Source organism: Clostridium sp. AF50-3, from assembly GCF_003477445.1.
GTDB lineage: Bacteria > Bacillota > Clostridia > Lachnospirales > Lachnospiraceae > Otoolea > Otoolea fessa.
In genome coordinates this window covers 34267-46653 of the sequence record NZ_QUDH01000001.1, presented here as the reverse complement: position 1 = coordinate 46653, position 12387 = coordinate 34267, and the positions used below count along the sequence as shown (strand labels likewise).

At 49.0% G+C, this 12387-nt stretch carries 11 protein-coding genes and 1 pseudogene; 3 read left to right on the top strand and 9 right to left on the bottom strand.

Features of this window, described 5'->3' with window-relative positions; genetic code table 11:
- Nucleotides 1-9: 9 nt before the first annotated feature.
- The 4 genes from DW085_RS00200 to DW085_RS00190 all read right to left on the bottom strand — a co-directional run bounded on the left by DW085_RS00200 (nt 10) and on the right by DW085_RS00190 (nt 3072).
- Complete coding sequence (locus DW085_RS00200; protein WP_107000077.1) at nt 10-303, bottom strand: hypothetical protein; 294 nt, start codon at nt 301-303, stop codon at nt 10-12.
- Nucleotides 304-632: 329 nt separating this feature from the next.
- On the bottom strand, nt 633-1430 hold the full coding sequence (locus DW085_RS00195; RefSeq protein WP_107000433.1) for a TIGR03915 family putative DNA repair protein: 798 nt from the start codon (nt 1428-1430) through the stop codon (nt 633-635).
- A 20-nt stretch (nt 1431-1450) separates the two neighbouring features.
- Nucleotides 1451-1582: a hypothetical protein gene (locus DW085_RS20110; protein ID WP_284525690.1), complete on the bottom strand. Its 132-nt coding sequence runs from the start codon at nt 1580-1582 to the stop codon at nt 1451-1453.
- Nucleotides 1546-3072, bottom strand: coding sequence for a putative DNA modification/repair radical SAM protein (locus DW085_RS00190; RefSeq protein ID WP_118490601.1), 1527 nt, complete (start codon nt 3070-3072; stop codon nt 1546-1548). Before DW085_RS00190 ends, DW085_RS20110 begins: the two co-directional genes overlap by 37 nt.
- Nucleotides 3073-3360: 288 nt before the next feature.
- On the opposite strand from DW085_RS00190, the gene galE reads away from it, so the two are divergent.
- Nucleotides 3361-4386, top strand: coding sequence for a UDP-glucose 4-epimerase GalE (galE, locus tag DW085_RS00185; RefSeq protein WP_118490599.1), 1026 nt, complete (start codon nt 3361-3363; stop codon nt 4384-4386).
- Nucleotides 4387-4585: 199 nt separating this feature from the next.
- Here the strand turns inward: galE and sigK are convergent.
- Both sigK and DW085_RS00175 read right to left on the bottom strand, forming a co-directional pair.
- Nucleotides 4586-5214: pseudogene (gene sigK / locus DW085_RS00180) on the bottom strand (RNA polymerase sporulation sigma factor SigK).
- 133 nt (nt 5215-5347) lie between these two features.
- Nucleotides 5348-6685 (bottom strand): MATE family efflux transporter, encoded by a 1338-nt coding sequence (locus DW085_RS00175; RefSeq protein ID WP_118490597.1) that lies wholly within the window; start codon nt 6683-6685, stop codon nt 5348-5350.
- 229 nt (nt 6686-6914) lie between these two features.
- On the opposite strand from DW085_RS00175, the gene nhaC reads away from it, so the two are divergent.
- Together nhaC and DW085_RS00165 are read left to right on the top strand one after the other, a co-directional pair.
- Nucleotides 6915-8303, top strand: a complete 1389-nt coding sequence (gene nhaC / locus DW085_RS00170) for a Na+/H+ antiporter NhaC (RefSeq protein ID WP_118472013.1) — start codon at nt 6915-6917, stop codon at nt 8301-8303.
- A gap of 154 nt (nt 8304-8457) precedes the next feature.
- Nucleotides 8458-9336 (top strand): MBL fold metallo-hydrolase, encoded by an 879-nt coding sequence (locus DW085_RS00165; RefSeq protein ID WP_022358555.1) that lies wholly within the window; start codon nt 8458-8460, stop codon nt 9334-9336.
- Nucleotides 9337-9520: 184 nt separating this feature from the next.
- Here the strand turns inward: DW085_RS00165 and DW085_RS00160 are convergent, their stop codons facing one another.
- From DW085_RS00160 to DW085_RS00150, 3 genes are all read right to left on the bottom strand, one after another.
- Nucleotides 9521-9940 carry a C-GCAxxG-C-C family protein gene (locus DW085_RS00160; RefSeq protein WP_107000101.1) on the bottom strand — a complete coding sequence of 140 codons (420 nt, stop codon included), beginning with the start codon at nt 9938-9940 and terminating at the stop codon, nt 9521-9523.
- A gap of 347 nt (nt 9941-10287) precedes the next feature.
- Nucleotides 10288-11190 (bottom strand): ornithine carbamoyltransferase, encoded by a 903-nt coding sequence (gene argF, locus DW085_RS00155; protein ID WP_118490595.1) that lies wholly within the window; start codon nt 11188-11190, stop codon nt 10288-10290.
- 2 nt (nt 11191-11192) lie between these two features.
- The gene (locus DW085_RS00150) at nt 11193-12371 is read right to left on the bottom strand and encodes an aspartate aminotransferase family protein (protein WP_118490594.1); all 1179 of its coding nucleotides are present in this window, start codon (nt 12369-12371) and stop codon (nt 11193-11195) included.
- Nucleotides 12372-12387: the final 16 nt, after the last annotated feature.

The following is a 12387-nucleotide window of genomic DNA, read 5'->3' as shown; positions in this document are numbered from 1 at the left end:
AAAGATTGATTACTGAGCCTGTGTCTCCTCAGCTGCCTCAGTCTCTTCTGCTTCAGCCTCAGTCTCCTCAGCTGCCTCAGTCTCTTCCTCAGATGCCTCTTCGGTCTCTTCCTCGGAAACTTCCTCAGTCTCTTCTGTTTCAGCCTCGGTCTCCTCAGCTGCCTCAGTCTCTTCTGCCTCTACAGTCTCCTCTGCTGCTGCAGTTGTCTCCTCTGCTTTGCTGCCGCAAGCGGTCAGAGCAGATGCTGCTACCATTGCACTCATAACTAAGATTGCTGCTGTTTTTGTAAGATTCTTTCTCATAATTATTCTCTCCTCTTTAAAACATACGATTTATGTTTTCTTGTACCTCATCGGTACGTGACCTATAATAAAAACAAATTATGTCCAAAATATGAACAGATAATTAACATTCACTAAATAAATCCCGTATTTCTTACAAAAATCGAAAGTTTTCGTAAGAAAAGTCCTTGTTTCTGTTGACTTTACATTATTTTTTAAGGTCTTTAAATCTTAATATATATGCAGCAGTTTTCTCGTTTCAATGCTGTTTTTTCTCGATTTCCGGCTTATTTTTATTCTTTTTTCGTTTCTTTATGAACAAGGTTCTCGATTTTGTGTTTACGATTTGTTCACAATTTAGCCAAATTTGAACGGTTGGAACCGAACTGAAATTCCGTCATATATTTCCGGTAGCGAAGCGGCAGATGCATCCGCTGACAGGCTGGATTTTCCCGCTCCTTAATTCCTATCTGATGAAAAAATGCACTCCAGAGCGCCGCATATTCGCTCTGATCGGTTCTCCCGGAAAGCGCCTGCAGGGGTTCTGTCTCAGCCCCACGCATCATATACCACCGCCCCTTTCCTGTCCAGACTCCCGCTTCCTGGTGATTTTTATCATAGATAATAAATGGTTCCGAGGGCAGGCGATCTGTAAAATACGGCATCAGCAATGCCGTCACCCGGTTTTTCGGACCAATCTCAGAAAATAGTACATGATCGGAATATTCTGCAAACCGCAGAAATTCTGTCTGCAAATGCGCTTCATTGGCAACCGCACGGTTGATCTGAAAGACTGTCTGCACCGCCGGTATCTGTAAATTTTCCGTGATACGTCTCCCTGCTGCCCCTGCGCTAAACCCACAGACCAGAAAGCGGTAGACCGCCTCTGCCCGATCCTCCCGCTCACTCAGCGCCGTGCGGTAAATCCAGCTGTACGCCAGTTCTGACAGGGATCGACGCACCGAGCGCACGACTTTCTGTGCCTTGAGCCGATCCACCGCCACCTCTCGGTACTCCGAAAACAGGCTGTAATTATATTCGCCCTGTACTTCCAGCCGCACGTTCTCATGCCCTAAGCGGCTGTTCCAGGCATCATATACTCCTGTGAATATACCTTCTGGACTGTCTTCGCATACAAATACAACCATTTTTCTCTCCTCCGTCTGCTTCATGCCTGCGCCATATGAAAATCATCAAACAGCGACATCTGGCGGTACAGCCCGCTCTGTGACAACTGCCACTGCTTCCGCTTCTCTTCACTGATTAGCTGTGCCGCGATCGCATCCTCATGGATCTGCACCGGTACATCATCCGCCCTGAACAGGTAATGAAGTATACTGCCCGCTTCAGCACAACTCCCATCTTCTTCAAATCTTCAAACCGAAGCGCCACCTGTTTTCTCGCTGCGACAATCCGCATCGCAGACTTTACCCCGATGCCCGGAACACGCAGAAGTGTCTCATACGGTGCCCGGTTTATCTCCACCGGAAACTCACCCAGATTCTGCAGCGCCCAGTCGCACTTCGGATCCAGAAACACATTAAAATTAGGGTGCTTTTCACTCAGAAGTTCCGATGCCCGGAAGCCGTAGTAGCGCATCAGCCAGTCCGCCTGGTACAGACGGTGTTCCCGCAGAAGCGGCGGTCCGTCCGGAAGATCCGGAAGCAGGCTGTCCTCATTCACCTTGATAAACGCCGAATAAAAGACCCTCTTTAATCCAAAATTCCGATACAGCGCTTCCGCGACCGCAACCATCTGATAATCACTCTCCGGAGTCGCCCCGACAATGAGCTGTGTGCTCTGACCGCCGGGGACGAAATAATTCTTGCGGTTTGAGATATTTCCCAGTCCGAAACTGCCATAGATCGATCGTCCTGGGATGACACGGGGGATCTCCGGTGTATGTGTCCTTCCAACCCTTTCATCCGTTTCCCCCGGCTCTTTCGACCTCATAAATCCTTTTACCTTGTCTCCATTCCGCCCCCAATCCATCTTTGTCTCTGTCTGATTCAGACTCAGAATTCCCTTGTCAGCCTGCAGACATTCCCTTTCCCCTTTTCCTATCGCTTTACCACCAATTCCATATCTCCCGTCTCCCGGAATCTGAATTTCTCCGCGCTCTTTCCGCGGAAGCCATGCCCCTCTGCTCTCCAGACGCCCTTCCTGCTCCAGCTGTCTCGCGATCCCAGTCTGGATCTGGCGCATCGGGCGCAGTATCTTGTCCCGCGTCTTTCCCGGTGCCAGGCGCGCCAGACCATCAGCCGTCGGAAGCTCCAGATTCACACTCATCCGGTCCGCCAGAAAGCCCACTCTCTCAATCAGCTCCGGATCTGCCCCCGGAATTGCTTTCACATGGATGTAACCGTTAAATCGATGGACGCGCCGAAGGCGGTACAAGGTCTGATACAGCAGTTCCATCGTGTAATCCGGTGTCTCCAGCACACCGGAACTTAAAAACAATCCTTCTATATAGTTGCGCCGGTAAAATTCCATCGTCAGACGGCAGACCTCCTCCGGCGTAAAGGAGGTACGGACCGTATCATTGCTCCGACGGTTGACACAGTAATGACAGTCATAGATGCACTGGTTCGTAAATAAAATTTTCAGCAGGGAGATACAGCGCCCATCCGAGGCAAAACTGTGGCAGATGCCGTCCACCCGGCTGTTTCCAAGAAAGCCTTCCTTTCCCTTTCTACCCACGCCGCTGGATGTGCAGGCGGCGTCATACTTCGCCGCATCCGATAAAATTCTTAACTTTTCTTCGATTGAAAGATTTTCCTGTATCAGCATGAGGTTCTGCCTCCTCCCGTTTCTCGAACATCCGTTCTGCATTTATCATATCACACCCTCTTTTTAAATGCAAGCTGTTTTTCGAACGCACATTCTATCATCACGCACACTGTATCCGAGTCTTTCCAATTCTACGCAAAGCGTTGTTAAACTTCCTCTTAAAATATAATTTCGATAACACATGACAATATTTCCGATTGTTTTCCTCGCAAGCCGCGTTTATAATAAAGAAAGATTGAAGGTATAAAATGAATTATTCTTATAGGTAGGATGAAGGAGGAGTTTACAATGGCTATTTTAGTTACTGGAGGCGCCGGTTACATCGGCAGTCATACCTGCATCGAACTTTTAAACGCCGGATATGAGGTCGTTGTCATGGACAACCTTTACAATGCCAGTGAGGAAGCGCTGCGCCGCGTGGAGAAAATCACCGGCAAGCATGTAACCTTTTACAAGGCAGATATGCTGGATCGCGAGGCAGTCAATGAGATTTTTGAGAAAGACTCCATCGATTCGGTCATTCATTTTGCAGGCTTAAAGGCAGTCGGAGAATCCGTTGCGAAGCCACTGGAATATTACCACAACAATATCACCGGAACCTTGATTCTCTGCGACGTAATGCGCAATCATGGCGTCAAGAAAATCATTTTCAGTTCCTCCGCTACCGTATACGGAGATCCGGCATTCGTCCCGATCACCGAAGAATGCCCGAAAGGCAAAATCACAAACCCTTACGGTCAGACAAAGGGAATGCTTGAACAGATTTTAACTGACCTGCACGTAGCAGATCCGGAATGGAATGTTGTTCTGCTCCGCTACTTCAACCCAATCGGTGCACACAAGAGCGGTCTGATCGGCGAGGATCCGAAGGGAATCCCGAACAATCTGGTTCCTTATATCGCACAGGTTGCTGTCGGCAAGCTGAAATGTCTCGGTGTCTTCGGCAATGATTACCCGACTCCAGACGGAACCGGTGTGCGCGATTACATCCACGTAGTTGACCTTGCGGTCGGTCATGTAAAAGCACTCCAGAAATTTAACGATAAGCCAGACGTATATATCTACAACCTCGGCACCGGCAAAGGCTACAGCGTACTCGATGTTGTCAAGGCTTACGAAAAAGCCTGCGGCAAAACAATTCCTTATGAAATCAAGCCACGCCGCGCCGGCGATATCGCAACCTGCTACTCCGATGCTACCAAAGCGAAAAATGAACTCGGCTGGGAAGCTCAGTACGGCATTGAGGAGATGTGCGCTGACTCCTGGAAATGGCAGTCGATGAACCCGAACGGATATCGGGACGCTGAGGACTAAGAGATGAAAAAGAATGTGCTTGGCACATTCTCGCGCCGAGCGCGGTCGCTTGCGACATGTTTCTGCTTCGCGCGAGTGCGCATCATTGGCACGTTAGTGCCTTTTTGTGTAATAGGGAATTCCAGAAAATTTCCTATTACATGACAAAAGCGGCTGACAGATGTCCATCCTAACATCTGCCAGCCGCTTTTTCTGTTCTTTATTTGTGTTCCGCAAATCCCCGCCGCATTTTTTCCAGCGCCCGCTTCTCGATCCGGCTCACATAAGAACGCGAAATCCCAAGTCTGGCGGCAATCTCCCGCTGCGTCTGTTCCTTTCCGCCAAACAGCCCGTACCGGCTGCGTAAGACGATTTTCTCTGTTTCTTTTAAACACGCTTCATAGGCGCGGTAAAGCTGTTCAATTTCCTGCTTTAAAATAATGGTTTCCAGAACTTCTTTTCCTTCTGCCTCCAGCACATCCATCCGGCTGACGGTTTCTCCGTCTTTATCTACCCCGATCGGTCATATAACGAGATATCCTTTGCATATTTTTTACCAGCACGGAAGGTCATCAGAATCTCATTCTCGATACATTTCGCCGCATATGTCGCCAACCGCGATCCCCGCTCCGGATGAAACGTATTGACCGCTTTAATGAGCCCGATGGTGCCGATCGACAGGAGATCTTCCATTTCATAATCTGTACCCTGATATTTTCTGGTCACATGCGCCACCAGCCGTAAATTTCGCTCTATCAGAGTATTGCGTGCCTCATGGTCTCCCTCTTTCATGCGTTCCAGACAGGACCGTTCCTCTCCAGGTGTCAAAGGCTTTGGAAATGTATGCAAAGAAAAAGCCACCCTGAAGCTTACTTACTGATAGTTTATGCTTCGGTGGCTTTTCCAGTGCACCACTTGCTTTTCCGATTTTAGAAAGGGCGCTAAAAATCATGCCATCCAGCCGGTTATAAATCCGCTGCGTCTAAAAATATTGATACCTCCTTCTCTTCGCCACCAAAAAGATAACTGACACCGTCACGGACATACATTCCGCCACGATAATTGCACCCCAGATTCCGTTCAAGCCCAGGAGCAGCGGCAGAATGATAACCGATGCACTTTCAAACACAAGAGTACGCAAAAATGCTATCAGCGCCGAGGTCAGTCCATCTCCCAGCGCCGTAAAAAAGGCGGAACTGAAAATGGAGAAACCGCAGAATAAGAACGAAACCGCATAAATGGAATACGCATGTACCGTCATGTCCAGAAGCCCGGCATCATATCCTACGAAAATAGCTGCCAACGGTGCCGCCATCACCTCGGACAGCAGCAGCATGCTCAGAGACGCCGCCGCGATCAGAAGCACACTGCGCTTTAGCAGGTTATTTAACTCCTTTTTATTTCCTGCGCCGTAGTGATAGCTGATAACCGGAGCTACGCCGGTCGCATAACCGATGAAAATCGCAAGGAAAATAAAGTCCACATACATGATGGTTCCGTAAGCTGCGACTCCGTTTTCTCCCGCGTAGCGCATCAGCTGCGCGTTATACAGCATGCCGACAATGGACATGGAAATACTGCTCATCAATTCCGATACACCGTTGGTGCAGGCACGTCTGAGCGCTCCTCCATCCCACTTTGGTCTGCGAAGGCGGAGGCTGCTGCTGTTCTTCCGCAGGAAATAAACCAGCGGTATCGTTCCTCCTATGATCTGTCCCATCGCAGTCACCATCGCCGCTCCGGCAATTCCCCAATGGAACACTCCCATGAACAGAACATCTCCCGTCATATTAAGCACACCCGAAATGATCGTTACAATCAGCCCCAGCTTCGGCTTCTCCGCCGTCACGGAAAGGCTGCCAAACGCATACTGCAACATTAAAAACGGAAGCGCCACCAGAATGATCCGTCCATACCGGATGCAGTCCGCCAGCATCTCTCCCTTCGCGCCAAGAAAGGCAGCGATCTGCGGTAAAAACAGAATACTGATAACCGCAATTACCAGACCAGAAACAAAGGTCGCAGCGATCAGAAGGGAAAAAATCTCCTGCGCCTTCTCACGCCTGCCCTCGCCCATAATCCGGGCGATCAGGGCACTTCCACCCGTGCCGAACATAAATCCCATGGCACCTACGACCATCAGAAACGGCATAATGAAATTGACCGCCGCAAACGGCGTTTTTCCTACAAAATTCGATACAAAATATCCATCTACCACTCCGTAAATGGAGGTAAAAATCATCATTAAAATAGATGGAATTGTAAACCGGATCAATCTCCCAAAACCGAAATGATCCGATAACTGAATCCTCTGTTCCATAACATTCTCCTGTCAAATTTTTAAGTAATTCTGCCATTATATCATAATTCTTCACATCACGGAACATCACCTGCACCTCTTCTCCCTTGAGCCAAATAAATATTATTCCTACGGTTGATTTTTTCGGAATTATTCTATATAATGAAAATAAATTTACAATTTAACGCGTTAAACCTCAACGCATTAAATTCAAAAAAGCACGACTTTCACATTAGGGAGGAACTATGTTATGAGCGAAGACAAAAAATTAAACATGCCTCAGTCGCTTCTGCTTCTGCTCCTGATCATCGGAGCGGTTGCAGTCTGCATCCGGCTGAAAACGGGCGGACCGATGATTGGACTATTTATGAGCTGGATCATCATCTATCTGTTTTGTAAGGTATTACGCATAAATTATGAGCATGTTGTAAACGGCGCTTACGACGCGATCCGGGTTGTCGTTCCTACCCTGTGCCTGCTCATGGCAATCGGCGTCATGATCGGTACCTGGCTGCAAAGCGGCACGATTGCAACCATCATTGTCGGCGGTTTAAAACTGATCAACCCGACCTGGCTGCTGCCTCTGACCCTGATTTTCTGTGCCGTATTAAGCCTTGTGACCGGAACCTCCTACGGTTCCGTCGGCAGTGCCGGTGTTGCCATGATGGCAATCGGCAACGCGATGGGCATCCATCCTGGCATGGTGGCAGGTGCTGTCATCTGCGGCGCGATGTTCGGTGACAAATTAAGCCCGCTTTCCGACACAACCAACCTGGCTCCAGCGGTTGCTGGCTCTAAATTAAACGACCACGTGCGTTCCATGCTCTGGACCACGCTTCCGACCTTTGTCATCAGCCTGGTTCTCTTTGTAATTCTTGGCATCAGCCAGACTTCAGGGAACTATGAAACTGGAAATCTTCTGACATACATCGATGCCCTGCAAGGTGAGTTTAAACTTGGCTTCATCACTCTGCTGCCAGCCATCGCAATCATTATTCTGCTTTTATGCAAAGTAAACTCGGTTGTCTCCCTTGGTCTTTCCGCCATCTGCGCCGGAGCTGTCTCTTTCTTCTATCAGGGCGCAACTCTGCAGAGTATCATCCGTGTTGCTTACAACGGATACAGTACCAGCATTGAGGAAGGTATTTTACAGACCATCTTAAACCGCGGCGGTATGAGCAGCATGCTTCAGTATGTGGCAATCATCTGCTTTGCAGTTGGTATGGGCGGTATGCTGGATCGCCTCGGCGTTCTCGGCAATCTCTTAAACGCCATCGTAAATCACATCAACAGCGATGGCAGCCTGATTGCAGCAAGCCTTTTAGTCGGCTATGTAACCAGCTTAATCAGCTGTTCCCAGCCGATGTCCCACGTCCTGACTGGAAATATGATGAAACCGCTGTTCAAATCCAGAAAAATCGCACCAGAAATCCTTTCTCGTACCCTTGAGGACGCAGGTACTTTATCCGGTCCGATGATTCCGTGGCACGGTTACTGTGTATACATGTCTGGAACCCTCGGCGTTGCCTGGTCAGTATTCTTCCCATACCTGTTCTTACTGTACTTAACACCTTTGTTCAGTATTTTCTATGGATTTACGGGAATCTCCATCCGGCATACAGACGGCGCTCAAAATTAAACCTTTCTCTTGATGAAAACAAAAGGATCGAAACATATATTCAGCCTTTGACACAGTGTTTACCTGTGCAAAGCTGAACACATCTAATTTGCCCGAACTTTTTTCATGATTTCGCGCAAAATATATTACATATGAATTTAGGAGATGAATATTTATGATGGAAACAAAGCTTGTACTTCTCGGAACCGGTACCCCAAACGCCTGCCCGAATGCCAGCGGTCCTTCTTCTGCAGTTGTCGTAGGCGACCGCGCTTATCTTGTAGATTTTGGTCCTGGCGTTGTCCGTCAGGCGGCGAAAGCATACCAACAGGGAATTGATGCCCTGCGCCCGGACCGGCTGATGATCGCATTCTGCACACATCTGCACACCGACCACACGGCCGGCTATCCGGATCTCATTTTTACCCCGTGGGTACTGGAACGCCCGAAGCCGCTGAAAGTATTCGGTCCAAAAGGCATCCAGAACATGACCGAACATATTTTAAAAGCATATGAGACGGACATCGACTTCCGTATCCACGGCTTTGAAAAAGCCAACGAAAATGGCTACAAAGTCGAAACTACCGATATCCAGCCTGGTATCATTTATCAGGATGACCGCGTGACGGTTGAGGCATTTCCAGTCAGCCACGGTACGCTTGAAAGCTACGGATTTAAGTTTACAACACCGGATAAGGTGATCGTGATCAGCGGTGACACGGCTCCGCTTGAGATCGTGGCGCAGAAAGCGGAAGGCTGCGATATTCTCCTCCATGAGGTCGAGTACACCGCCGGACTCTCCGCCAGAGAGCCAAAATGGCAGAAATACCACCAGGAAGTTCACACTCTCAGCGTTGATCTGGCAAAGATTGCCGCCAAAGCGCACCCGCGGCTTCTGGTTACCTACCACCGTATCTATCACATGGAAATCCAGGACAACACCCGCGATGTCGAGGCTGAGATGGCGCGCAGAAACACCGCCATTTTGCAGGAAATCCGTGATGCCGGATATGAAGGTGCCGTTGTAAATGGACAGGATTTAGATGTATTCTAAGAAAAATTTAAGGGGATGCGCATTAAGTCAGTCGCTGCCACCCCTGTTCTCAGATCTTCAAGCCTTATATATAAAAAGCAGATATTCTCACACAATGGAGAATATCTGCCATCCAGTCTGACTCATTCTACGGTACGGAAAACATAGACCTGAAGTTTCAAACGTGCCAATTTGTGAGGATATATTAGAACAATACTTCTCCGATAATCTCCACCGCATCGCTGATGCAGTCCGGACAGGCACGCAGCACATTTCCTGTTTCTACACCCTTCAAATCCCTACAGACCACGCTCTGGTTCTTCTCAAGGAAACGCGCGATGCACTCTCTGGCATCCTTATAAGAAACCGCCTTCGAATTCGCCAGCTCCAGATCCCCGGTACTATCCTTCAGCCCCGCCAGCACAGCCGCCGCCGAAATGGCCCCGCAGGTACCATTCATGCCGCCCATGCCAAGACCAAGCCCCTCCGTCACCTTAAACAGCGCCACCTTGTCCAAATCCACCTTATCCGCAAACGCACACGCCACCGACTGGGCACAATTATACCCCATTGCATGAAACTGAGCCGCCTGCTGCTGACGCGCTGAAATCTCTTCTTTCGTCATACTGATACCTCCTAAAATTTTCTTAATCTGCTAAATTTTTTATATTATACTATTTATGCCAATTATAACATACATTTCCACTTTTTAAACACCCCAAAAAGCATACAACATACAGCGCCAGAAGCCAAATGCCCTCCGTTGCATTTGCAGGAGTCTTGGTAACTCTTGGCTCGCAGAGATTTGTGTTAGAGTTCAAAATACACCTGTCTGAGCGAAGCGAGTTTGTATTTTGGACTCTGCTTTTAACAAATCTATGCAAGCCTAGTGTTACCGGCTCCGAAACCGCAACGGAGGGCATTTGGCTTCTGGCGCGTCACCTTGCCATTTTTATGCATTTCTATATATTTCTATTTCATCAGCGTAACCATAACCGCCTTCTGGGCATGCAACCGGTTTTCCGCCTCTTCAAAGATCTCAGACGCATGTTCTTCAAAGATCTTCTCGGTAATCTCCTGTCCACGGTAAGCCGGCAGACAGTGCATTACCATCGCCCCCGGTTTTGCCGCAGCCATCAGTTCATCATTGATCTGATATCCCTGGAATGCCTGCTGGCGGATCTTCTTCTCTTCTTCCTGACCCATGGAAGTCCATGTATCTGTGATGACAACGTCTGCATTTTCCACTGCCTTGATCGGATCATTTACCAGTGTAAATGCGTCATTGCCAGCTGCGAAATCTAGCATTTCTTTCGCCGGACGGTAATTATCCGGAGTTGCGATAGATACCTGCATATCCGATTTCAGACCGCCTACGATCAGGGAGTTCGCCATGTTGTTGCCGTCGCCGATGTAACACATCTTGAGCCCTTTCAGTACGCCGTATTTCTCACGGATCGTCATCAGATCAGCCAGTACCTGGCACGGATGGCAGAAATCAGTCAGACCGTTGATGATCGGGATAGAACCGTATTTTGCCAGATCCTCCACTTCTTTCTGCTCGTAGGTACGGATCATGATGCCGTCCAGATAACGGGAGAGTACGCGTGCGGTATCCTGTACCGGCTCACCGCGTCCGATCTGTAAGTCGCGGGAGGAAAGGAACAGTGCCTGTCCGCCGAGCTGGAACATACCGGTCTCAAACGAAACTCTGGTACGGGTGGATGACTTCTGGAAAATCAGACCAATGGATTTGCCCTCCAGAAGACGATGTGAAATGTGATGTTTCCGCTCATATTTTAACTGATCTGCCAGATCCAGAATCGAGGTAATCTCCTCCGGTGTGCAGTCCAACAGCTTTAATAAATGCTTCATGTCTAAAATACCTCCCTCATAGCAGCGATTGCCTCGTCCATCTCCTCTTTCGTGATAACAAGCGGCGGAAGCAGACGGATCGCCTCTGTACCGGCTGTCAGGACCAGGACGCCTTTTTCCATCAACTGACTGACCATCGCAGCTCTCTCATCTTTGTCCACTACGATGCCTAACATCAATCCCATGCCGCGAACAGTCTTTACCTTTGGAGAACCGATCGCTAAAATCTCCTTTTTCAGGTACTCGCCCTTTTCCTGAACCGATTTCAGGAATTCCGGCTTATTTACGATATCTAATACGGTATTGGCAGCCGCACAGCAGAGCGGATTGCCGCCAAAGGTTGTACCGTGCGTACCGGCGCCCAGTACATCCTGGCATTTCTTATCCGCCATGACAGCACCGATCGGAACACCGCCGCCGAGTCCCTTGGCCATACTGATGATGTTCGGCTGAACGCCGTACTGCTCATAGCAGAACAGGCTTCCGGTACGTCCGATGCCCGTCTGAACCTCGTCAATCAGAAGCAGGATGTCCTTCTCCTTGCAGAACTCGGCAGTTGCCTGTACAAATTCCTTATCAAGCGGAAGGACGCCGCCCTCGCCCTGAATCATCTCCATCATGACAGCGCAGGTCGTACCATCGATCTTGCGCTTCATGTCTTCGATATCATTGGCTGCTGCATAATCAAATCCTTCCGTAAATGGGAAGAAATACTGATGAAACTTGTCCTGTCCGGTTGCCTTTAATGTCGTCACGGTACGTCCGTGGAAGGACTGTTTCAGCGTGATAATCTTATTTCTTCCCTCGCCGTATTTGTCAAAGGAATACTTTCTTGCCAGCTTGATCATGCCCTCGTTGGCTTCCGCACCGGAGTTTGCAAAAAAGATTTTTCCCATTCCGGTTGCATCGACCAACTTCTTTGCTGCCTGCACCATCGGCTCGGTGTAATACAGGTTGCAGGCATGCATCAGCTTATGTGCCTGCTCCGATACCGCAGTCGTCAGCGCCTCGTTGTCATGGCCAAGACTGTTGACACCGATGCCAGAGGTCAGATCAATGTATTTCTTTCCGTCCGTATCCCACAGCGTCGCGCCTTTTCCGTGATCCAGCGCAATCGGGAAACGTCCGTATGTGTGCATAATATAAGTTTCTTCGCCCTGTTTGATTTCTTCAAATGTCATAAAAATCCTCCATGCA

Bases quoted from the DNA above. Each gene is read 5' to 3' on its own strand.
- DW085_RS00150 (WP_118490594.1), bottom strand. From the start codon at position 12,371: ATGACATTTGAAGAAATCAAACAGGGCGAAGAAACTTATATTATGCAC.
- DW085_RS00195 (WP_107000433.1), bottom strand. From the start codon at position 1,430: ATGGTTGTATTTGTATGCGAAGACAGTCCAGAAGGTATATTCACAGGA.
- argF (WP_118490595.1), bottom strand. From the start codon at position 11,190: ATGAAGCATTTATTAAAGCTGTTGGACTGCACACCGGAGGAGATTACC.
- DW085_RS00190 (WP_118490601.1), bottom strand. From the start codon at position 3,072: ATGCTGATACAGGAAAATCTTTCAATCGAAGAAAAGTTAAGAATTTTA.
- DW085_RS00200 (WP_107000077.1), bottom strand. From the start codon at position 303: ATGAGAAAGAATCTTACAAAAACAGCAGCAATCTTAGTTATGAGTGCA.
- DW085_RS00165 (WP_022358555.1), top strand. From the start codon at position 8,458: ATGATGGAAACAAAGCTTGTACTTCTCGGAACCGGTACCCCAAACGCC.
- DW085_RS00160 (WP_107000101.1), bottom strand. From the start codon at position 9,940: ATGACGAAAGAAGAGATTTCAGCGCGTCAGCAGCAGGCGGCTCAGTTT.
- galE (WP_118490599.1), top strand. From the start codon at position 3,361: ATGGCTATTTTAGTTACTGGAGGCGCCGGTTACATCGGCAGTCATACC.
- nhaC (WP_118472013.1), top strand. From the start codon at position 6,915: ATGAGCGAAGACAAAAAATTAAACATGCCTCAGTCGCTTCTGCTTCTG.
- DW085_RS00175 (WP_118490597.1), bottom strand. From the start codon at position 6,685: ATGGAACAGAGGATTCAGTTATCGGATCATTTCGGTTTTGGGAGATTG.